This window comes from Candidatus Palauibacter sp. (genome assembly GCF_965237495.1).
GTDB lineage: Bacteria > Gemmatimonadota > Gemmatimonadetes > Palauibacterales > Palauibacteraceae > Palauibacter.
Map to the genome: position 1 here is coordinate 2289783 of NZ_OZ250143.1, position 20404 is coordinate 2310186.

The 20404-nt window shown below is 70.6% G+C and carries 23 protein-coding genes and 1 pseudogene; 4 read left to right on the forward strand and 20 right to left on the reverse strand.

The genetic code is table 11. From position 1 onward, the window contains the following. Positions 1-8: 8 nt before the first annotated feature. Positions 9-1460 carry a pyruvate kinase gene (pyk, locus tag ACPXY0_RS10040; protein WP_423924403.1) on the reverse strand — a complete coding sequence of 484 codons (1452 nt, stop codon included), beginning with the start codon at positions 1458-1460 and terminating at the stop codon, positions 9-11. 32 nt (positions 1461-1492) lie between these two features. Next, positions 1493-1822 carry a hypothetical protein gene (locus ACPXY0_RS10045; RefSeq protein ID WP_423924404.1) on the reverse strand — a complete coding sequence of 110 codons (330 nt, stop codon included), beginning with the start codon at positions 1820-1822 and terminating at the stop codon, positions 1493-1495. A 283-nt stretch (positions 1823-2105) separates the two neighbouring features. Here ACPXY0_RS10045 and rpsU point away from each other — a divergent pair, with 283 nt between their 5' ends. Further along, positions 2106-2306: a 30S ribosomal protein S21 gene (rpsU, locus tag ACPXY0_RS10050; RefSeq protein ID WP_419942263.1), complete on the forward strand. Its 201-nt coding sequence runs from the start codon at positions 2106-2108 to the stop codon at positions 2304-2306. Positions 2307-2343: 37 nt separating this feature from the next. On the opposite strand, the gene ispG is transcribed toward rpsU, so the two are convergent. From ispG to murQ, 9 genes and pseudogenes are all read right to left on the reverse strand, one after another. Then, positions 2344-3606: a flavodoxin-dependent (E)-4-hydroxy-3-methylbut-2-enyl-diphosphate synthase gene (gene ispG, locus ACPXY0_RS10055; protein WP_423930650.1), complete on the reverse strand. Its 1263-nt coding sequence runs from the start codon at positions 3604-3606 to the stop codon at positions 2344-2346. 68 nt (positions 3607-3674) lie between these two features. Next, complete coding sequence (locus tag ACPXY0_RS10060; protein WP_423924405.1) at positions 3675-6314, reverse strand: vitamin B12-dependent ribonucleotide reductase; 2640 nt, start codon at positions 6312-6314, stop codon at positions 3675-3677. 289 nt (positions 6315-6603) lie between these two features. Then, a complete protein-coding gene (locus tag ACPXY0_RS10065) occupies positions 6604-7044 on the reverse strand; it encodes a hypothetical protein (RefSeq protein ID WP_423924406.1) in 441 nt (146 codons plus the stop codon). Between the two features lie 6 nt (positions 7045-7050). Further along, on the reverse strand, positions 7051-7452 hold the full coding sequence (locus ACPXY0_RS10070) for a sodium:solute symporter family transporter (protein WP_423924407.1): 402 nt from the start codon (positions 7450-7452) through the stop codon (positions 7051-7053). Positions 7453-7461: 9 nt separating this feature from the next. Next, on the reverse strand, positions 7462-7638 hold the full coding sequence (locus tag ACPXY0_RS10075; RefSeq protein WP_423924408.1) for a hypothetical protein: 177 nt from the start codon (positions 7636-7638) through the stop codon (positions 7462-7464). 82 nt (positions 7639-7720) lie between these two features. Continuing rightward, positions 7721-8152, reverse strand: a pseudogene (locus ACPXY0_RS10080) (glycoside hydrolase family 3 N-terminal domain-containing protein); the annotation flags it as partial. Beyond that, positions 8149-9276: an anhydro-N-acetylmuramic acid kinase gene (locus ACPXY0_RS10085; protein ID WP_423924409.1), complete on the reverse strand. Its 1128-nt coding sequence runs from the start codon at positions 9274-9276 to the stop codon at positions 8149-8151. The pseudogene ACPXY0_RS10080 and the gene ACPXY0_RS10085, both read right to left, overlap by 4 nt. Next, positions 9273-9665, reverse strand: a complete 393-nt coding sequence (locus tag ACPXY0_RS10090; protein WP_423924410.1) for a DinB family protein — start codon at positions 9663-9665, stop codon at positions 9273-9275. The genes ACPXY0_RS10085 and ACPXY0_RS10090 overlap by 4 nt, the downstream gene beginning before the upstream one ends. A gap of 195 nt (positions 9666-9860) precedes the next feature. Then, on the reverse strand, positions 9861-10706 hold the full coding sequence (gene murQ, locus ACPXY0_RS10095; RefSeq protein ID WP_423924411.1) for an N-acetylmuramic acid 6-phosphate etherase: 846 nt from the start codon (positions 10704-10706) through the stop codon (positions 9861-9863). A gap of 121 nt (positions 10707-10827) precedes the next feature. Here murQ and ACPXY0_RS10100 point away from each other — a divergent pair, with 121 nt between their 5' ends. Continuing rightward, complete coding sequence (locus ACPXY0_RS10100) at positions 10828-11577, forward strand: endonuclease III domain-containing protein (protein ID WP_423924412.1); 750 nt, start codon at positions 10828-10830, stop codon at positions 11575-11577. A gap of 5 nt (positions 11578-11582) precedes the next feature. Here the strand turns inward: ACPXY0_RS10100 and ACPXY0_RS10105 are convergent, their stop codons facing one another. Further along, complete coding sequence (locus ACPXY0_RS10105) at positions 11583-12332, reverse strand: hypothetical protein (protein WP_423924413.1); 750 nt, start codon at positions 12330-12332, stop codon at positions 11583-11585. Between the two features lie 111 nt (positions 12333-12443). Between ACPXY0_RS10105 and ACPXY0_RS10110 the strand changes: the two genes are divergently transcribed. Further along, positions 12444-14225 (forward strand): ABC transporter ATP-binding protein, encoded by a 1782-nt coding sequence (locus tag ACPXY0_RS10110; RefSeq protein WP_423924414.1) that lies wholly within the window; start codon positions 12444-12446, stop codon positions 14223-14225. A 1-nt stretch (position 14226) separates the two neighbouring features. On the opposite strand, the gene speB is transcribed toward ACPXY0_RS10110, so the two are convergent. The 8 genes from speB to ACPXY0_RS10150 all read right to left on the reverse strand — a co-directional run bounded on the left by speB (position 14227) and on the right by ACPXY0_RS10150 (position 19528). After that, complete coding sequence (gene speB / locus ACPXY0_RS10115) at positions 14227-15231, reverse strand: agmatinase (RefSeq protein WP_423930652.1); 1005 nt, start codon at positions 15229-15231, stop codon at positions 14227-14229. Beyond that, a complete protein-coding gene (locus tag ACPXY0_RS10120; RefSeq protein WP_423924415.1) occupies positions 15141-15587 on the reverse strand; it encodes a Fur family transcriptional regulator in 447 nt (148 codons plus the stop codon). The genes speB and ACPXY0_RS10120 overlap by 91 nt, the downstream gene beginning before the upstream one ends. A 96-nt stretch (positions 15588-15683) precedes the next feature. Further along, the gene (locus ACPXY0_RS10125) at positions 15684-16112 is read right to left on the reverse strand and encodes a hypothetical protein (RefSeq protein ID WP_423924416.1); all 429 of its coding nucleotides are present in this window, start codon (positions 16110-16112) and stop codon (positions 15684-15686) included. A 111-nt stretch (positions 16113-16223) separates the two neighbouring features. After that, a complete protein-coding gene (locus tag ACPXY0_RS10130) occupies positions 16224-17279 on the reverse strand; it encodes a DHH family phosphoesterase (protein WP_423924417.1) in 1056 nt (351 codons plus the stop codon). Continuing rightward, positions 17272-17931, reverse strand: a complete 660-nt coding sequence (gene coaE / locus ACPXY0_RS10135; RefSeq protein WP_423924418.1) for a dephospho-CoA kinase — start codon at positions 17929-17931, stop codon at positions 17272-17274. Before coaE ends, ACPXY0_RS10130 begins: the two co-directional genes overlap by 8 nt. Before the next feature lie 40 nt (positions 17932-17971). Continuing rightward, on the reverse strand, positions 17972-18322 hold the full coding sequence (locus tag ACPXY0_RS10140) for a HesB/IscA family protein (protein WP_419942276.1): 351 nt from the start codon (positions 18320-18322) through the stop codon (positions 17972-17974). Between the two features lie 64 nt (positions 18323-18386). Then, a complete protein-coding gene (locus tag ACPXY0_RS10145; protein ID WP_423924419.1) occupies positions 18387-19283 on the reverse strand; it encodes a PHP domain-containing protein in 897 nt (298 codons plus the stop codon). Continuing rightward, the gene (locus tag ACPXY0_RS10150) at positions 19280-19528 is read right to left on the reverse strand and encodes a hypothetical protein (RefSeq protein ID WP_423924420.1); all 249 of its coding nucleotides are present in this window, start codon (positions 19526-19528) and stop codon (positions 19280-19282) included. The genes ACPXY0_RS10145 and ACPXY0_RS10150 overlap by 4 nt, the downstream gene beginning before the upstream one ends. A gap of 122 nt (positions 19529-19650) precedes the next feature. On the opposite strand from ACPXY0_RS10150, the gene ACPXY0_RS10155 reads away from it, so the two are divergent. Then, positions 19651-20403 (forward strand): NAD-dependent deacylase, encoded by a 753-nt coding sequence (locus ACPXY0_RS10155; RefSeq protein WP_423924421.1) that lies wholly within the window; start codon positions 19651-19653, stop codon positions 20401-20403. Position 20404 lies beyond the last annotated feature (1 nt).

The window sequence follows — 20404 nt, forward strand, 5'->3', positions numbered from 1 at the left end:
GAGGCGGATCACAACTCTTCGACGCGCATCATGTTCGTCGTGCCGGGGACGTGAAACGGCACGCCGGCCGTCACCACGAAGCGCTGGCCCGGCTCGCCCATGCCGAGTTCGAGGGCCTCATGCCGCGCCTTGTCCAGCATGCTGGAGTAGCTGATCCCCCCGCGGAAGAGGACCGGCTGCACGCCCCATACCAGCGCCAGCTGGTTGTAGGTCCTCCACTGGTCGGTGATCGCGAGGATGGGGACGGATGGCCGCTGCGCCGACACGATCCGGGCCGTATAGCCGCTCTGCGTGAAGGTGACGATGAACGGGGAGTCGATGCGCTCGACCGCGATCAGCGACGACGCGGCGATCGCCCCCGAGGTCGTCTGCTGGATCTGCGAGAGGCCCTGAACGTGCTTCCCGGCCTGGCCCGTCCGCCCCAGGCGTTCGTGCTCGATGCGCCGGATGATCCGGTCCATGGTGCGCACCGCCTCGACCGGATACCCACCCATCGCCGTCTCCGCGGAGAGCATCACCGCATCGGTCCCATCCAGCAGCGCGTTCGCGACATCGGAGACTTCCGCCCGTGTGGGGCGGGGGCTCTCGATCATCGATTCCAGCATCTGCGTGGCCGTGATCACCGGTCGGGCGCGCTCCTGGGCGAGCCGAATGATCCGCTTCTGGATCATGGGGACTTCCTCGTACGGCAGTTCGACGCCGAGGTCGCCCCGGGCGACCATCACCGCGTCGCTCAGGGGCAGGATTTCCGCGAGATTCTCGAGCGCCTGCGACTTCTCGATCTTCGCGATGAGCAGGGACCCGCGGTCCATCTTCCGGCGTGTGGTCTCGAGATCCTCGGGCCTGCGCACGAAGCTCAGCGCGAGGTAGTCGAGCACGTGTTCGACCGAGAATTTGATGTCGGCGAGATCCTTCTCCGTCAGGGCCGTGGCGCCGACGCGTACGCCGGGCAGGTTGATCCCCTTCTGGGACTTCAGCACACCGACGCTGAAGGCCCGCGCCGAGACCCAGGGGGTGCCGTCCTCGGAGACCTCCCGCACCACGAACTCGAAGTGCCCGTCGTCGAGGAGGATTCGGGTGCCCGGCTCCACCTCCTCGGAGAGCGCCCGGTAGGTGGTGGGAATCCTCCGGCCGGGCGGACTTTCTTCAGGGGGCTCTTCGCCCTCGGGGAAGAACCAGTACGTCTCTTCAGGTTCGACCTCGAGACGGCCGCCGGGGAGATCTCCGACCCGGATCTTGGGGCCCCCGAGGTCGCCGATGATGGCGACGGGGCGTCCGACCTCCTGCGCCGCCTCCGAGACCCTGCGGACCACGCGGCTCGCACGATCCGTCGGCAGGTGCGTGAAGTTGAGGCGGATCGCGTCCGTGCCGGCCTCGATCAACGGGTACAGCACGTCCCGGTCCCACGAAGCGGGGCCGATCGTGCTGACGATCTTCGCTCTTCGGAACCCTGCGCTCATCCGCGGCCCAGATCAGGTGGGAGGCCACGGTCCTATCCAGGCAGTCGGGCGACCTCCGAGAGGTTAGGTCGGTGGGCTACGATCCACTCGTGCATGTTCTGCAGTTGCCCGAGCGGGAGCCCCTCGAGGGACTTCACCTGCAAGCCGGGGATGATACAGGCAGCGGCCCGCCGGAGAAAGTAAGCGCGCTGCCGCCGGCGTTGTTCCGGATTGAGGCTGGTGCCGCCGGGGATGTCCGGTATCGGCTCTATGAGTCGGCGGTAACTGTAGACTTCGCGGGCGGAGAACTCGAAGGGGATCAAGTAGGCGTTCCCTTCGACTTCGAAGGTGCCGTCCGAAGAGATGGCAAGCCGAGATGCCATATCCAGTCTCCTTACGTCGCAGTCAGAGACGCAAAAGACCGTGTTGCCGGAAGGCATGGACAATCTTCTAGATTCTCCCCACCCCAGCCACACGGTCCCCGGGCTTCCTGAACACACTATAGGCCGTCACCGGCTCTCGATGCAAACTTCGAGCGCCCTCTCTCCCTGGCGCCGGCCGCGCCCGGGGTCCCTGGGGTTCTCCCCGCCCCGGCGGAATATTTGACGCGCCTTCGCGCGGGTCGCTACAATTGGAGGCTAACCCTGCCCGGGAGGAGGAGCACACTTGCAGTATACGCTACGCGACAACGAAGAACTCGACCGCGCACTGCGGAAGTTCCGCCGAAAGGTCCAGCGGGCCGGGATCTTCCGGGACATCAAGAAGCACCGGTTCTACGAGAAGCCGAGCGAGGCCCGCCGTCGCAAGATGAAGGCCGCGGAGCGCCGCCGCCGCCGCCGCCGCCGCCGCCAGAAGGCCCGCGACTAACCGCCCCGACCGCCCCGGGGCAAGCCTCCCTCACGGGTCACCCGGCGAACCGCCGCTCCACGTACCCGTCGAGAATCTGCAGAAACTCGTCCACGATTCCCTCGCCTCGCAGCGTCGAATGATGCTCGCCGTCCATGTAGACGGGCGCGGTCGGCGCCTCGGCGACGCCCGGCAGCGAGATCCCGAGGTCCGCGTGCTTCGACTCGCCGGGCCCGTTCACGACACACCCCATCACGGCCACCGAGAGCTCCTCGACGCCCGGATACCGGTCGCGCCACGCCGCGAGACGGTCCGCGATGTGCTGCTCCACATCGAGCGCCAGCTGTTGGAAGAAGGTGCTCGTCGTGCGGCCGCAGCCCGGGCACGCCGTCACCTGGGGCTTGAAGCTCCGCAGCTCCAGCGATTGTAGGAGCTGCTGCGCGATCCGCACCTCCTCCGCGCGGTCGGCGCCGGGCTCAGGCGTGAGCGACACGCGGATCGTATCGCCGATCCCCTCCGAGAGGAGGATGGCGAGCGCGGCCGAGGAGGCGACCGTCCCCTTGCGCCCCATGCCCGCTTCGGTGAGCCCGAGATGCAGGGGGTAGTCGCAGCGTGACGCGAGTTCGCGGTACACCGTCACGAGGTCCGGTACGCGCGACACCTTCGCGCTGAGGACGATGCGATCCGGTGCGAGGCCGAGGGCTTCGGCGGCTTCGGCCGAGCGGAGGGCGCTCTCGACGATGGCGTCGAGCGTCACGCGGTGGGCATCGCGCGGCTCGTCCCGCACCGCGTTCTCGTCCATGAGGCGGGTCAGGAGGGTCGGGTCCAGCGACCCCCAGTTGACCCCGATCCGCACCGGCTTGTCATGCTCGATCGCGCAGCGGACGATCGTCGCGAACTGCTCGTCCCGGCGCTTGCGTCCCACGTTGCCGGGATTGATGCGGAACTTGGCGAGGGCGCGGGCGCAGTCGGGATGGCCGGGCAGCAGGATGTGTCCATTGAAGTGGAAGTCGCCGACCAGCGGGACATCGACGCCGCGGTCGGCGAGGCGCTCCGCGATCCGCGGTACGGCCGCGGCGGCGCCCGGCGTGTTCACGGTGATGCGGACGATCTCCGAGCCCGCCTCGTGCAGCTCCCCGACCTGCCGTGCGGTGGCGTCCACGTCCGCGGTATCGGTGTTCGTCATCGACTGGACGACGATGGGGTGGGGCGCACCCACGGGAACGCCTCCGATATCGACCGGTGTCGTCGCGCGACGTGACGTGGAGGGTGTGTTCAAGCGGCTCCCCCGCAGCGATGGAGTTCGTGCGTCGCGGGGCATCATCGCGGCGCTCCGGAGACGGGGGCGGAAGGGGCGCTCCCCGTCCCGGTGAATCTACAACCGAACGGTCATCCGCACTCGCTGTGGCCGCAAGCGTAGCACTTCGCGCAGCCCTCCTCGAACACCAGGCTGCTGCCGCATTCCGAGCACACGCCGAGGAACATCCGAGCCGCCGACTCCTGGTAGCGCTCGATCACGGGGCGCTCCGCCGTCCGCGCGCCGCCGTTGGCGTTCCTGTTCCGGGCGGTCTCGACCTCCTCGATGGGGAGCGTCTGCTGGATGCCTTCCTTCTCCTCGAGGTAGCGCTCGATCACCTGAGCGATCGCGTCGGGGCCGGAGAGGACCTTCCTCGGCCCAATGCCGACCGCCCGGTCGGAAGAGATTCCGCGCAGCTGCTTGTGCACGTCGCGGAGGGGGATGCCGGAGCGCAGCGCCAGCGAACACAACCGGCCGATCGCTTCCGCATCCGCCATCGCGGCCCCGCCCGTCTTGCCGAGCGCGACGAACACCTCGAACGGCCGTCCCTGGTCGTCCTCGTTGATCGTGACGTACATCGCTCCGAGCGGGGACGCGATCTGGCGCGTGTGACCCCGGAGCACGGCCGGGCGCTGCCGCATCGCCACGCGGCGCATCTTCGAACCCTCGAGTTCGGCGATCCGACGCTTCTCCTCCTCGACCGTCTGCTCGAGTTTCCGGTTGTGCGCCTCGAGTTCCCGGTTCTGGGCTTCGAGGGCGGCGAGGCGGGAGATCGAATCCGCGAGTTCTCCGGCGACCTGCGGATCGAGGTCCACGGCTTCGAGCCTGACGCCATCGGCCGCCACCGCCGAGCCGCTCTCGCTCGTCTGGCGCTGCACCTCCTTCGCGGTCCGGCCGGTGGAGAGCACCTGTTCGTCGCGTGACCCGTCGCGATACACGGTCACGCCCTTGCAGCGCAGCGCGTGCGCCAGCTCGTAGATCTCCCGCACATCTTCCTGCGTGGCGGCGGTCGGAAAGTTGCACGTCTTCGAGATCGCCGAATCGCAATGTTCCTGGAAAGCCGCCTGCATCCGGATGTGCTGTTCCGGTATGACATCGTGCGCCGTGACGAAGATCCCCTGTACGTCCCCCGGCACTTCATCGAAGTGGATATGGCCTTCGTCGGCGATGCGTCGCATCAACTCCTCCGAGTACCATCCCTCTTCCTTCGCACGGCGCACGAAGTCTGGATTGACGTCCGGCATCAGCACGCCGGCCTGGTTCCTCATGAACGCGACGGCAAACAGCGGCTCAATGCCACTTGAACACCCCGCGATGATCGAAATGGTCCCCGTGGGGGCGACCGTGGTCAGGTTGCAGTTGCGAAGCCGGCGCTCGGGGCGGATCCGCCGGCCGTCCGCGTCGCGCGGGCACGTCTCGTCGGGACCCCAGATGGACTGCTCCCACTCGGGGAAGACGCCGCGCTCGGCCGCGAGCCGCTCGGACTCGCACTTCGACTCCTCATCGACGAAGCGCATCACTTTCCGCGCCAGTTCGACGGAGCGCTCCGAACCGTAGGGTTCGCCGATCCGCACCAGCATGTCGGCCCAGCCCATGATCCCGAGACCGATCCGGCGGATGCGGTGCGACAGGTCCTCGATCTTCGCGAGCGGATACCGGTTGGCGTCGATGACGTTGTCGAGGAAGCGCGTCGACTCGTGCACCGCCTCGCCGAGCGCGTTCCAGTCGACCTGCCCTTCATCGTCTACGAAGTAGCCGACGTTGATCGAACCCAGGTTGCACACGTCGTAGGCCAGGAGCGGCTGCTCCCCGCACGGGTTCGTCGCCTCGTAGTCGCCGAGGTGAGGCACCGGGTTGTAGCGGTTCGCCTCGTCGACGAAGAAGACGCCGGGCTCGCCGTTCCGCCATGCGCCGACGATGACCTTCGAGAACACCTCTTCGGCGTTCAGCCGGTCCACCACGTCGCCGGTGCGCGGGCTCAGGAGGTTGTAATCCGCACCCGTGCGGACCGCCGTCATGAAGGCGTCCGTGACGCCGACGGAGATGTTGAAGTTCGTGATCCGGGTCTTGTCCGCCTTGCAGTCGATGAAGTGGCGGATGTCCGGGTGGTCGACCCGCAGGATCCCCATGTTCGCGCCGCGTCGCGTGCCGCCCTGTTTCACGGCCTCGGTCGACGCGTCGTACACCTCCATGAAGCTGACCGGGCCGCTCGCCACGCCCATGGTCGACTTGACCACGTCCCCCATGGGGCGCACGCGGCTGAATCCGAAGCCCGTGCCGCCCCCGCTCTGATGGATGAGCGCCATGTCGCGGAGCGTCTCGTAGATCCCGTCGAGACTGTCCGGGACGGGGAGCACGAAGCACGCCGAGAGCTGACCGAGCGGACGCCCGGCGTTCATGAGTGTGGGGCTGTTCGGCTCGAAGATGCCGGCGGCCATCAGGTGGTAGAAGCGCTCGGCGCACTCCCGGATCGCTTCATCCGCGGCGCCGTAGCGGCCGTCCTGCGACGCGATGACATGGGCCACCCGCCAGAAGAGGTCGCACGGCTCCTCCACCGGATCCCCGCTGTCATCCTTCTTCAGATACCGTCGCGCGAGGACCGTGCGGGCGTTGTCCGTGAGCCGGGGTTCGGCGAGTCCGGCCGGCGTAGCGTCGGATCCTCTCGTCCCATCCGCCTGCGCCGGCGCCTGCGCCGGCCCGCCCGTCCGCACCGCCACCTCCGGTGGATTCATCGTTTTCCTCGTTTCCCCGTTCTCACAGCTTCCTAGGCCGACCCATCCGCAAGACCGGCTTCGGCCGGGACCCGATGACCGCGCGAGTCGAATGCCGGCCTAGGCCGGTCGAGCCTTGCCCCGCGAGGTGCCCGCCACCCCCGCGACGAATCGGATTCGAGTGCCTCATCGCTTGTGGAGGCGAGGCCCGTCGTTTCCCACAATTCCACAGCTTTTCCACAAAAAAACCCCCGGCTTTTCGACACACACCGCTATATGTGGGGGCTCCGACAGGATAACGACACCATATCTAGTGGTCAAGCCGCGAACGGCGGTGGAGATTCCAGAGGCAGGCTCCGTCGAGTCCCGCCACGCCGGCGGCGAGGGCGGCCCCTCCCGGCTCCAGCAGCAGGGCTCCTCCGAGGGCGAACATCGTGCCGAACAGGAGGAGGGTGGCGGCGGCCGTGCGCAGGAGCGCCGTGCCGAGGGGGAGATCCGGCGCGACCCCCGCGCGAGCCCGGATCGCACGCCAGCCCGGCCCCGCCGGGCGAACCCGCCGGTAGAAGGCGAGCAGCGTCGCCGGCTCCTCGGGGCGCGTGAACCACATCACCGGAAGCCATACCGCGGCCGACCCGAAGGCGGTCACCGCGAGCCGCGTGCCGAACTCCATCGCGCCGAAGGCGGGAAGGTACGAGCAGAGCGCGATCGCGAAGCCCGCCAGCATGGAGGCGAGTTCGGCCCCGGCGTTCACCCGCCATCAGAACCAGCGCAGGATCAGCACCGCCCCGGGCCCGGTGCCGATGGCGATCATGAAGCGGAACAGCGCTCCGATGTCGTCTGCGAAGAAGGCGGCGGTCGTGGCCGCCGCGACGATGAAGGCCGAGCCGAGGCGCCCCATCCATGCGAGTCGGGCGGAGGACGCTTCGGGGGCGATGAAGCGTCCGTAAAGGTCGTTCACCAGATAGCTCGCGCCCCAATTGATCTGTGTCGAGACGGTGGACATGAAGGCGGCGAAGAAGGAGGCCACGACGAGTCCCAGCAGGCCGGCGGGAAGGTAGCGCCGCATGAGGATCGGATAGCCCAGGTCGGGATCGGCGAGGTCCGGGAGTACGACCACCGCCACGAGCCCGACGAGCACCCACGGCCAGGCCCGGATCACGTAGTGCAGTCACACGAACAGCCACGCGGCCCGCTCCGCGTCGGCTTCGGAGCGGCAGGCGAGGAGGCGCTGGACGAACTCGCCGCCGCCGCCGGAGCGACGGAAGGCCCACCACTGGATCCCGAGATAGGCCAGGAAGGTGCCGAGGAGCGCCAGGAAGAACTGGAAGAAATCCGTCGCGACCACCCCCCACAGCCCGGCGATCCGCGCCGGCGGACTGGCAGGCGTCGATCCAGCGGCCGCCCAGTTCGCCGACGCGCCGGGGATCGGAACCGAAGCTCCGCGTGGCGATGATCGGGTTGTCCGGCTCCACGTCGAGGTCGAGGACCGGGGCGATCACCCAGTTGATGCCGACCGAGAGCGCCTCCTCGGCCGTCGTCCGACCCGCCTGCGCGACGGCGGTTTCCGGGTCCGGGTGCGCCGCGAGGGCGGCCGGCGGCGGCAGCTCGGTCAGGCCGCGGAGTTGCTGCCCCGCGCCGCGCGCGAGGTCCGCCCCGATCCAGAGCGGACGCCCCGCACCCTCCCGCACCCGCTCAACGAGACGCCCGACGCGCTCGGCTTCCCCACCGAAGAGGATGAAGCCTCCCACGCCGAGTTCGAGTCCCCGGTCGGCCCGCGCCTCGACCTCGCGGGGAGACCAGCGGTCGAGCCGCAGCGCTTCGATGACGACCCGCGCCGGATCGGCGCAGGAACCTGTCATGCGGGCGTCCGCGCGCCGAGGAGGCGGGGGCCGTCCGCGCCCGTCGCCCACGGGGCGTTGGCGGGAAACCCCAGCACATGCTGCCGCGCGAGGAGCGCGAAGGCGACGGCCTCCCGGGCGTCCGGATCGAGGCCGAGCACCGAGAGGTCGCGGACGGGCAGCGGCGACAGGAGCCGTTCGAGCCGCGCGGCGAGGACCGGGTTCCGGGCTCCGCCGCCGCACAGATAGCACGCCGCCGGCCTCCCTTCGAGCCAGCCATGGGCGTCTGCGATCGTGCGCGCGGTCAGTTCGGTGAGCGTCGCGACCGCATCCTCGGGGGAGAGCGCGGCGTGCCGGTCCAACCACTCGAGCAGCCGTGCGCGCGAGAAGCGCTCGCGGCCCGTCGACCGCGGAGGCGGTTGAGAGAAGAAGGGGTCGGCGAGCCACTCCGAGAGCGCCGCCTCGCTCACAACGCCGCGGCGGGCCAGCCCTCCATCCAGGTCGAAGCGGGACGCGCCGCCGGTCAGGCGCTCGACCGCCCCATCGATGAGGACGACGCCGGGGCCCGTGTCATAGGCCTGGGGCGGATCTTCGCTCGACGCCGCCGGGAGCGCGGTCACGTTTCCGATCCCTCCGATGTTCTGGATCGCACGCGGTTCGTCGCCCCGGAACAGAAGCCAGTCGGTGTAGGCGGTGAGCGGCGCCCCCTCCCCCCCGGCCGCCATGTCGCGCACCCTGAAGTCCGAGACGACCTCGCACGATGCCGCCTCCGCGATGACGGCCGCCTGGCCCAGCTGCAGCGTGGCGCCGCGCCGTGCCCCGGTCGGGGGTTCGTGCCATACGGTCTGTCCGTGACTCCCGATCGCTTCGACGTCGCCCGGTCCGAGCGAGGCCGAGGCCAGCGTACGGAGCACCGCGGCGCCGATCCGCGCACCGAGCTCGAAGTCGAGGCTGCAGATCGAGGCGGCGCTCCCGGAGATGATCGCGGCCTCGATGTCGCGCCGTGTCGCGGCCTCGTACGGCTCGGTGCGGAAGGCGACGACGCGCCAGTTCCGCGGCCGCTCGCGACCCCCCTCCGTTTCGACGATCGCGACATCGATCCCGTCGAGTGACGTGCCGGACATCACCCCCACCCACATCGTCATGCGTCCTCCCCCGCCAGCAGCGCCGGATGCACCCGCTCCCGGATTCTCATCTCGTGCGCCGCGTCGTGCTGGGCGACCCCGCGCAGGAACTGGTACAGCGTCAGCGTCTCGTCTCCGATCCGGGCGCGGCGGCCGAGCGCGGCCTCGAGCGGCTGCGGGAGGGCGGCGAGGCTGGCCCTCCGCTGTTCGGCGAAGGCCTCGAGCGCGGCCTCGAACGCCGCTTCCGGCGCCGGTTCCTCCCCCCTCCAGCCGTCGAAAGCGGGAGGGTGCGCCGGGTCGCCCGGCTCCCCGAGCCAGCCCTCGATGCGGGGCCGCACCGCCTCCCGCTCGAACGCCGCCAGGTGCGCGGCGTGCCGGCCCGGGCTCCAGGCCGTTCGCCGCGCGGGCACCCCCCGGCCCGCCGCGTCCGCCGCCGCGTCCGCCTCCCGGGCGGCGGCGAGGCGGGCGGGCGCCTCGCCCAGCCGGGCGAGGAGTTCAGGGCCATCGGGCCAGCCCGGCGCCGGCGGGTAGCCGCTATAGCGGGGTCGCCGGCCGCCGCCGAAACGCTCGATCGCCAGGCCGAGGAAGCCGTCGACGCAATCCAGCTACCGTTCGGCACGCGCCCGATCGACGCCGAGCGCGTGCATCGCGAGCGCCGTCTTCACGGCGCCGCCCGTGCGGATCAACGCGCGCCGGGCCTCCGCGCGCGACGCGCCCGTCACCATCGTGAAGATCCGAATCCCCCGGTCGACGAGCTTCGCGGAGCGCGCCCGCAGGTCCACCATGAGGTTCTCGTACACGCGCCCGGTGCGGACCATCGCCGCCGTCGTGATCGCGTTCAGCACGAGCCTCGTCGCGGTCCCCGCCTTCATCCGCGTGGAGCCGGCGATGACTTCGGGACCGACGAGCGGGAGGATGAGGTGGTCCACCAGGTCGGCGACTTCCCGCGCCGGCTCCGTGCAGCCGAGGAAGGCCGTCCCCGCGCCGAGCGAAGCCGCCTCGCGCAGCGCCCCGAGGACGTACGGGGTCGTCCCGGAGGTGGCGATCCCGAGCACGAGATCCGCGGGCCCGACCCCCAGCTCGCGAACGGCTTCCGCCCCGCCCGCCCGCGAGTCCTCGGCCCCCTCGGCGCTCTGCACGAGCGCGCCCGGCCCTCCGGCGATGATCGCCCGCACGAGGCTCGGGTCGACGCCGAACGTGGGCGGGCATTCCGCCGCGTCGAGGACCCCGAGTCGGCCGCTCGTCCCGGCGCCCGCGTACACGAGGCGCCCCCCGCGGCGGAAGCGCTCGACGATGTCGTCCACCACACGCGCGATCCCCTCCGCCTGCGAGGCGACGGCCTCCGGCACCGCCCGGTCCTCCGCCTGGATCAGGCGGACGATCGTGACGCTGTCGGCCCGATCGATCGCGCGGGTGCGCGGATTGCGCGCCTCCGTGAGGCGGGGATCCAACGTATCCGACCTCGGGATTCGTTGCCGGGGGATCCGGCGTCAGGGTACACTGCGGGCCAACCTAGAAGGTTCGCCGTGGCCGCGGGAGTCGCGACGGCCCGGAGAGGAGGGACGCGCCAGGGTGAGTTCCGCACGGGATATACCTCCCGGCCCGGAGGCCGGTCTCGTCCTCCGGAGCCTCGCTCGACGGTTCCCCGTCCCCGACAAGCCGCGACTCGCTCCGCTCGACGAACTCATCCTGACGATCCTGAGCCAGTCGACGACCGACCGGAACCGGGACCGTGCCTGGCGCAACCTCGCCGAACGGTTCCCGCGCGAGCCGCCGCCCGGGGGCGAAAACCCCTCGGGACACTCCGGCCAACCCGTCTCGATCTGCTGGGAGTCCGTGCTGCGCGCCGGCCCGGAGGCGCTGCAGGACGCCGTCCGCGTCGCGGGGCTGGCGAACCGGAAGGTGCCGGCCATCCTCCACGCCCTCGAACGACTCGCCGCCGAGGTCGGCCGGCTGTCGCTCGACCACCTCGGGGAGATGGACGACGACGAGGCGATCGCCTATCTGACGACCTTCCGCGGCGTCGGCGTGAAGACCGCCGCCTGCGTGCTCTGCTTCTCGCTGCGGCGGCCGGTGCTCCCCGTCGACACGCACGTCCTGCGCATCGCCCGCCGCCTGGCATGGGCCCCTCCGCGGGCCTCCGCCGACCGGACGCACGCGATCCTGGCCGATCGGGTGCCCCCCGCAGATCGATTCCGGATGCACATGCTCCTCATCACTTTCGGGCGCGCTCTCTGCCTGGCCCGCGCCCCGCGCTGCGGCGAATGCCCGCTGGAGCCCGACTGCCCCAGGGTGGGTGTCCGGACGCCCATGGCGAAGTAACGGACTCACATGGCGGGGATCCCGAACACGAACGGTTCGTCCAGCCGCACCCTCAGGATCGCCCCGGGCTCGAGCCCCGGGGCCGCGTCCCCCGCCGACAGCAGGATCGCCGTGCCCGGCGCCACGCCGGCCGCCGCTCCGACGACCAACCCTCGACGACCGCCCCCGATCACGCGACCCAGGATCGGCTCCGTCGCCGCCTCGTCGGCCCACGCGCCCAACCCCGCGGGATCGATCGCGACGACCGACGCCGATATCGGCCACTTCCGCCCGTTGAAGAGCACGTCGACGAAGCGGAGCTTGACCATCGCTTCACCCCCGTCGCCCGATATCTCCATCGCGGTGATCGCGCCCTCGACGAGCGAGTTCAGAGGCACGAGAACCATGTTGTTCTCGATCAGCGGCCGGATCACCCCCGCCCTGAAACGGTCCCCGGGGCGTTGTTCACCCACGCGGATCGGATCGATGAGTTCGATCTCGAACTCGGCGCCGGCTCTGACCTGGATCATCGTGAAGGAGACCTCGGCCTCGTTCCCGCCCTCGGCGGCGGGCGCTCCACCTTCCGTCGTTTCGGTGTCCGGCGCGGCCGGAGCCCGCCGCACGGGCGACGCCGGGGGCGGGTTCTCCCCCGCATCCCCTTCCGTCTGCGCCCGATCGGGGACGATCTCCGGCGCGCAACCCGCCGCGAGAGCGATCGTCGCGAGCGTCGCCGCGCCCGACGCGAAGAGGCGTTCAATGCCCCGGTTTGCAGTCATCAAGCTTCCTTCCTGTCATTGTACGGCCCCCGGCGCGCGCGTACGTTCGACGGCGCGCCGGGCGACCATTGCCATCCGCCGCGTCCGCTCGGCCGGTCCACCGGAGATGCCTTGAAATCCCTTCGCACGCTGCTACCCTACTTCCGCCCGTACCGGTTGGGAATCTCGGCCGGGCTCGTCCTCGTCATCCTGAGCAATCTGTTCACCGTCGCGGCCCCCTATGTACTCAAGATGGCGATCGACACGCTGGAACAGGAACTCCGCCCCGAACTCATCCTGCGCTACGCGGCGCTGCTCGCGGGGATTTCCGTGCTGGCCGGCGTCACGCGGTTCTGGATGCGGAAGCTCCTCAACGGCCTCAGCCGTCGGATGGAGACCGATCTGAGGCGGGATCTCTTCGGTCACCTCATGCGTCTCCCGCCGCAGTTCTTCGACGCGTGGCGCACCGGCGACCTCGTGAGCCGGGCCACGAACGATGTGCAGGCGGTCCGCATGGTCGCGGGCCCCGCGATCATGTACGCGGTCAACACCGCCACCGTCGCCACGCTGGCCCTCGGGTTGATGATCTGGATCGACCCCATGCTTACGCTGTGGGCAATGATCCCGATGGCCGTCCTCCCCCCCGTCGTATTCATCTTCGGCCGGCAGATCCATCAGCGCTTCGAGAAGATCCAGGCCCAGTTCTCGGAGCTGTCCAACTTCGCGCAGGAGAACCTCGCCGGCGCCCGCATCGTGAAGGCGTATGTGCGCGAAGACGCGCAGGCACACCGTTTCGAGGCCCTGAACCGGCACTACAAGTCGCTCAACCTCAGCATCGCCCGCGTGTGGGGGATGTTCCATCCCTCGCTCATGTTCTTCACGGGCGTCGGCGCCGTCGTCGTGCTCTGGTTCGGCGGCGGACAGGTACTCCGGGGGGCGATCAGCCTCGGCGATTTCGTCGCCTTCTCCTTCTACCTCACGCTGCTCATGTGGCCGATGATCGCGCTCGGCTGGGTGACCAACCTCTTCCAGCGCGGGGCCGCGTCGATGGGGCGGCTCAACGAACTGCTCGGGATCGCGCCCGGGATCCGCGACCCGGAGACGCCGGTCGCTTTCCCCGCTCCGCGCGGCGCGGTGGAGTTCGATGACGTCTCCTTCCGGTATCCGGGCGGAGAGCGCGACATCCTCCACCACCTCTCGTTCCGCATCGAACCCGGCCAGACGGTCGCCATCGTGGGGGCCACGGCGAGCGGGAAGTCGACGCTGGCCGCGCTCATCCCCCGCCTCTACGACGTGACCGAGGGCACGATCCGCGTGGACGGCGCGGACATCCGGCAGATCCGGCTCGAGGCTCTCCGGGACGCGATCGCCTTCGTCCCGCAGGAACCCTTCCTCTTCAGCATGCGGCTGAGGACGAACATCGAACTGCGCCAGGGCGAGGAGGCGGCGGGGGCGCCGCTCACCGACGAACTGCGGAGCGCGCTCGCCGTCTCGCAGCTCGAGAAGACGCTCGCCGTCCTCCCCACCGGGATCGACACCCGTCTGGGCGAGCGCGGCATCAACCTCTCGGGGGGGCAGAAACAGCGCGCCACGCTGGCCCGCGCGGTCCACCGCGACGCGCCGATCCTGATCCTCGACGACGCCCTCTCGGCCGTGGACTCGGAGACGGAGACGGCGATCCTGGAGGCGCTGCGCGACTATATGTCCGGGCGGACGTCAATCATCGTGTCGCACCGGGTATCCGCGGTCCGTACCGCCGACCTGATTCTCGTCCTCGACGATGGACGGCTCGTGGAACGCGGCGTGCACGAGGATCTGATCGCGGCCGAGGGTACCTACGCCCGGTTGCTCCGGCGCCAGCTCGTGGAGCAGGAACTCGAGAGCCTCGAGCGGCGGCGCGTCGCCGGCGCCTGACTCAGCCTCGCGCGGCCCGGAACCCGATCATCTTGTAGGCGAGCTTCGCGGCCGTGAAGGCCGAGGCCTCCTCGCCGCGGCGCGGCGCGAGTTCGACGAGGTCGGCCCCCACCACGTTGCGCTCACGGAAGACCCGGGAGAGGAGGTCGAGGGCGTCCCACCACCCGCCCCCGCCCGGCTCGGGCGTGCCCGTGGCCGGCATGAGCGACGGGTCGAAGAAATCCACGTCGAACGTGATGTAGACGTTCTCCCCCAGCGCCCGGAGCGCCCGCTCGACCCACCCCGGACGCCGCATCTCGTGCGCGAAGACGACCTCGAGTCCGCGGTCGCGGATGATGTCGCGCTCCTCCAGGGTGAGCGCCCGGATGCCGACCGATACGATGTTCGCGCTGCGTTCCAGCACGCGCCGCATCACGCAGGCATGGTTCCACGGCGAGCCGTGGTGACGATCCCTGAGGTCGGTGTGGGCGTCGAACTGGAGGATCGTCACGTCGCCGCCGAGCCGGTCCAGCCAGGCCGTGGCCGGCGCACTCGAGATGGAGTGTTCTCCGCCCAGCCCGATGACGAAGCGGTCCCCGGCGGCCTCGAGGAGATCGTCGTACAGCGCGCGGAGCCTCGCCACCGCCAGTTCCGGCCCCTCCGTACCGAGGTCGATCGAGGGGAGCGTGCAGACGCCGACTTCGTACGGCTCGGAATCGAGTTCCTCATCGTACCACTCGATGTAGCGGGAGGCCTCGATGATCGCCGCCGGGCCTTCCCGCGTACCGGTCCCCCAGCTCGTCGTGGCTTCGTACGGGACGGGCAGGATGATGACGGCGGACGCGTCCCATCCGGAGAGGGAGGGCGGGAGGTCGAGGAAGTTGTGCCGGTCGGTCCACTCGTGCCCGGCGAGGGCGGAGGGCAGATCCGTTCCGGTCAGTGGAGGCAGTCGGGGCAGTAGCCCTCCAGCTCGAGACGATAGCCGACGACGTCGAAGGGCGTCATCTCGGAAAGACCCTGCATCCAGTCGCGGGGGCGCAGACCCTCGATGTCCTGCACGCGCCCGCACGAGAGGCAGCGGATGTGCTCGTGTTCGTCGGTGCGGCCGTCGTACCGCGCCGGGCCGGCGCCGAGCGAGAGCTTGCGGGCGACCCCGCAGGTGACGAACGCCTCGAGCGCCTTGTACACCGTGGCGAGGCTGATGTCGGGGACGCGCTCCCGAACCGAGGTGAACACGTCGTCCGCGGTCGGATGCGTCGTTGTACCCGACAGCACCCGGTACACGGCCGCGCGCTGGGTCGTGAACCGCTGCCCCCGGGCTTCCAGGGCACGGCGCAACTCTTCCGGAGTCACGCCTCGGGTGGGCGTGTTCGGAGGGCTCACTGCAATATCACACCGTCCAGAAACAAGCAGAGACGGATCGACCCCGGGGGGTGATCCTCGGATCACCTCCGAAGCTAACGTCCCGCCCGGAGGCGATCAATCGGTTGCGTCGGCCTCGCGGGACTGCCGCAGAAACGCCTCCCAGCGCTCGTCGTCGCCGTCGATCGACACATGTCGCGCCGGCGTCGGCTGCTTCAGCCGCCGCTGGAGACCGGCGACGAGACTCGGGACGCGGTCGGCGGGCGCGCGGCCGTGCTCCACCACCACCTGATGGGCCGGCGTCCCGTTGGCCGGGACCATGCGCGCGCTGTAGAGCGCCCGCTTTCCGTCCTCGAGGATACGCGTGAAGAGGAGAAACTCGGACGAATCCTCGAGCTGGGGGAGCGGCGGGAAAAGCCAGATATCGGCGATGCTCGGCGGGGGAACCCGCCGGCTCAAGTCTCCGAGACGGGCCGCGCGCGACCGAGGATCGACCGTCGCCCCGTTCCGCGGGCCGGGCATGTTCTTCCTCACCTTCGCGTCCATCTCACCTCCACCACCAAGACCCCTCCCAAGGGACCCCCAAACGGGTCCCCGAACGCAAACGGCGCGCTTCGAAGATATGGACGACGCCCTTCCGGAGGCAATCGACCCCCGTCAGTGCGGCGAGGGCGGCTCCGGCTCGGTGGCCGCCTCCACGAGCGGACGCAACGCATCCAGCACGACCCGGACCGCCTGTTCCAGATCGAGTTCGATGATCGCGCCGGACGCCTTCGTGTGCCCTCCGCCCCCCAGGAGTTGCGCCACGCCGGACACATTCACGCTTCCATTGGAACGCAGCGACACTTTCGTCCGGTCGGGGGCCAGACCGCGGAAGAAGAGCCCGACCTCGATCCCCTCGAGGCGGCGCGGAAACTCGACCAGGCCCTCCATGTCCTCGCCGCGCGCCCCGACCCTCGAGAGCGCCCGGTGATCGAGGGCGATCCAGGCGATCGGCGCGCGGGGGTCGACCTCGAGCCGCTCGAGACCGAGCCGCAGCAGCCCGAGCCTGCCGCGGGTGTAGACGCCGTACAGGGCGCGAAACATCGCCCCCGAGTCCACCCCCGCCCCGAGCAGCACGCTCGCGATGGCATGGGTGCGGGGGCTCGTGTTGGAGAAACGGAAGGAACCGGTGTCCGTCGAGATGGCCGCGTACAGACCCTCCGCCTCGCGGAGGGTGAGCGGGTCTTCATCGAACGACAGGAGATCGAAGATCAGTTCCCCCGTGGCGCACGCCGACGGGTCGCGGATCGCGGGGTCCACGAGGGCGGCTCCGGAGGGCGGGTGATGGTCGATGAGGACGCCCCCGACTCGGGCGGCGTACCCCGGCAGACGGCCGAGGCGCTTCGGTTCGGCCGTATCGAGGATGGCCAGGCAGTCGGCCCGGTTCAGCGGATCCGCGGCGGCGGGGTCCCGCTCCACAAACGCCGGCACTTCCGTGAGGAGGAAGCGGAGGGAACGCGGGGGAGGGCTCGGTGTGACGATGGCGACTTCCGCACCACGCCGCAGGAGCCGCGACGCCAGCGCCACCATACTTCCGATGCCGTCGCCGTCCGGGTTCACGTGCGTCGTCAGCACGACGGACGACGCCTCGTGCAGGCGGCTCCGAACCGCCTGGAGAGCGGCGGCCCGCGTGGAAGACATCCGGGGCACGACGAGGCGGCCGTCAGACATCGTCTTCCGCCCCCGCGGCGGCGCCCCCGTCCCGGGACCGGGCCGCCGCCAGGATGCCCTCCCACAGTTCCCGGGCCGCCTGGTCGAGCCGCTCCGGATCGCCCGCGTTGTCGAGCATGCGGTCCGCCCGCCGCCGTTTCTCGGAGGCCGGGAGCTGGGCCGCATCGACGGCCGCGAAGCGCTCGGGGCTCCAGCCCCGCGAATGCCGCGCCCGCGCCTCGCGCGCTTCCGCCGGCGCGTCGACCGCCACGATCATGTCGTAGTCGCCCTCCAGGCCGACCTCGAACAGGAGCGGGATCTCCTCCACGATCACGCGCTCGCCGGCGGCCGTCACCTCCGCCACGCGACGGGCTCGCAGTTCGCGGATGGCCGCGTGGGAGATGCGCTCGAGACGCGCCCGCGCCTCGTCGTCGCCGAAGACCGCCCCCGCGAGCGCCGCGCGGTCGATGGCCCCATCGGGGCCGATCACGCCTTCGCCGAACGCGTCGCGGATCTGCCGGAAGGCCGGCGAGCCCGGCCGCACGACTTCGCGGGCGAGTTCGTCGGAGTCGATGACAGTGGCGCCGAACGCGGCCAGCCGGCGGGCCACGGCGCTCTTCCCGGCCGCCACCGTGCCGGTGAGGCCCACCCGGAAGGGGACGGGCGCGCTCACGCGCACCGCCGGGCCCGGCCGGACGCCGAGGCCCCGCAGCTCAGACGGCGAAGGACGTCCCGCAGCCGCAGCTCCCGGTCGCGTTCGGATTCTCGAACGTGAAGCCGGTGCCCTGAAACGAACTGTGGTATCCGATCGAGAGACCGGCGAGGTACTGCGCGCTGAACGGGTCGATGACCACGGGCACCCCTTCGGACTCGAAAGTGAAATCGTCGTCGCGAATCGTCGTGTCCATGTCCAGCCCGTACTCGAAACCCGAGCAGCCGCCCGGGATGACGCTCACCCGGAGCACGGCCTCGACCTCCGCTCCGGCCTGGAACTCTCTCACCTTCCCGGCCGCCTCCCGGGTCAGGGTGACGATCGGTTCGGTGGCCTGTGTCGTCTCGCTCATACCGCCTTTACCTCCGGGGCGGGAACCTCCCCGCCGACATATGACAAGGTAACCGTCCTGCCGGTCATTGCCGAACCGAATTCCGGCGGGCGGCGCGACCGAAGTGCGTCCGCTCGCGGATCGCCTCCATCCAGCGGGCGGGCACATGCGCCCAGCCCGGGCTCCGTCTCCCCGTGTTCGGTCCGTGCCAGTCCGAGCCGCCGCATGTGAGCAGGCCGAGTTCGTCGGCCACGGCCTTCATGCGGGCCTGCACGGCGGCATTGTTCGCCGGGTGCACGACCTCGACCCCGTCGAGCCCTTCGCCCGCCCACCGGCGGACATCATCCACGCCGTGCATCGTCCCCGGGTGCGCGACGCATACGACCCCGCCCGCCGCATGCACCTGATCGAACACCAGCTTCGGCGGCGTCTCCTTCTTGCGAACGAACGCGGGGCAGCCCCGTGAAAGATATAGCCGGAACACCGCATTCAGGTCCGATACGTGCCCCCCGGCGACCAGCGCGCGCGCGACGTGCGCCCGGGTCGGGGCCGCCGCGCCCGTCTGCCGCTCCACGTCCTCGTCGGTCAACGCTACCCCCGCCGCCTGCAGGAGTTCGACGATCCGTCGCGCGCGCCGGCGCCGGTCTTCCCGATACCGGTGGAGGAAGTCCTGCAGCCCCGGGTGCTCGCGGTCGAAGCCGAACGCGAGGAGATGCACCGATCGCACCGGCTCGTTGGCCGACAACTCCGCGCCCGGCAGGAAGCGGAGGCCGTGCCTCCGGGCCGCGGCCTCCGCCTCGGCGAGTCCCGAGGTCGTATCGTGATCGGTGAGCGCGAAGCCCGCCAGGCCGGCCTCCGCGACAGTCCGCACGACCTCGTCGACGGGGAGCGTCCCGTCACTGTGTGTCGAGTGAAGATGGAGATCGACGCCCGCAGCCGCTCCCGCGCCCGGCGTCGCTCCGCCCGCGGTTCCGCCGCTCAAGGACCGTACGTCGGGTAGTCCCGCGGAATCCCCATCGAACCCGAAGCGTCGAACAGCGCCCGGAGTTCCTCCTCCGGGATCTCGTCGAAGCTCCCGCTCCCCGCGTATCGGTCCGCGTCCACCCGGACGACCCGATAGGGCCGCTGGTCGGTCGAGGTGCAGAAGAAAACGACCACGCTCTCGCCAGCCTCCTCGGCGAGCGTGGCACGCCAGGTACCTCCGTCGGCCTTGATTCTCGTACTCACGCGCTCATCGTCCGTTCGTTGGTCCGTCTCGCAGGATGGCTCAGCGTCCTTCGCGGGCGGCGCGGCGGGCGGGCGGCGCGGCGCGCCGAGGCAGGGGTCGGCACCACAAAGATCGGCGGGCGATGGAAGAGGGTCAATGGCGGACCGCGCGCAGGCTCGTGCGCGAAGCCCGGCGGGTGATCGCGCTCACCGGCGCCGGCATCTCCGCCGAGTCGGGCGTGCCCACCTTCCGCGATGCCGGGGGCCTGTGGAGGTCGTACCGGCCCGAGGAACTCGCCACGCCGGAGGCGTTGGCGCGCGACCCTCGGACCGTCCTGGAGTGGTACGCCTGGCGCCGTTCCGCGCTCGCCGCCTGCCGGCCCAACGCCGGACACCGGGCGCTGGCACGTTTCTTTCTGCGCCGCGGCGAGGCCGGTCTCGTAACCCAGAACGTGGACGGCCTCCACACGCGCGCCGCCCTCGAGGAGGCGGGAGACGCCTCCGCCGACCCGGCCCTCCCGATCGAACTTCACGGGGCCGTGGGCCGCGACCGCTGCGACGGCTGCGGGACGCGCTTCCCGGCGGAGCCGCTCGGCGACGCCCTGCCCCGCTGCGGCGCGTGCGGCGGCCTGCGCCGCCCGGACGTCGTCCTGTTCGGCGAGCCGCTGGACGCCGAAGTCCTCGACCGCGCCCGGGAACTGGCCGAGCAGGCCGACCTCTGCCTCGTGATCGGGACGAGCGCCGTCGTCTACCCCGCCGCCGCGCTGCCGCTCGCGACGCTCGAGGCCGGAGGCCACATCGTGGAGGTCAACGTGCGCCGGACGACCCTCACCGACGCGGCGACCGCGGCAGTCCGCGGAGAGGCCGGCACGGTCCTCCCCGCGCTCCTCGACTGAC

Coding starts and splice junctions, on each gene's coding strand:
- pyk (WP_423924403.1), bottom strand. CDS start 1,460: ATGAGCGCAGGGTTCCGAAGAGCGAAGATCGTCAGCACGATCGGCCCC.
- ACPXY0_RS10045 (WP_423924404.1), bottom strand. CDS start 1,822: ATGGCATCTCGGCTTGCCATCTCTTCGGACGGCACCTTCGAAGTCGAA.
- ispG (WP_423930650.1), bottom strand. CDS start 3,606: ATGCCCCGCGACGCACGAACTCCATCGCTGCGGGGGAGCCGCTTGAAC.
- ACPXY0_RS10060 (WP_423924405.1), bottom strand. CDS start 6,314: ATGAATCCACCGGAGGTGGCGGTGCGGACGGGCGGGCCGGCGCAGGCG.
- ACPXY0_RS10085 (WP_423924409.1), bottom strand. CDS start 9,276: ATGACGATGTGGGTGGGGGTGATGTCCGGCACGTCACTCGACGGGATC.
- ACPXY0_RS10105 (WP_423924413.1), bottom strand. CDS start 12,332: ATGACTGCAAACCGGGGCATTGAACGCCTCTTCGCGTCGGGCGCGGCG.
- ACPXY0_RS10125 (WP_423924416.1), bottom strand. CDS start 16,112: ATGGACGCGAAGGTGAGGAAGAACATGCCCGGCCCGCGGAACGGGGCG.
- ACPXY0_RS10130 (WP_423924417.1), bottom strand. CDS start 17,279: ATGTCTGACGGCCGCCTCGTCGTGCCCCGGATGTCTTCCACGCGGGCC.
- ACPXY0_RS10140 (WP_419942276.1), bottom strand. CDS start 18,322: ATGAGCGAGACGACACAGGCCACCGAACCGATCGTCACCCTGACCCGG.
- ACPXY0_RS10155 (WP_423924421.1), top strand. CDS start 19,651: ATGGAAGAGGGTCAATGGCGGACCGCGCGCAGGCTCGTGCGCGAAGCC.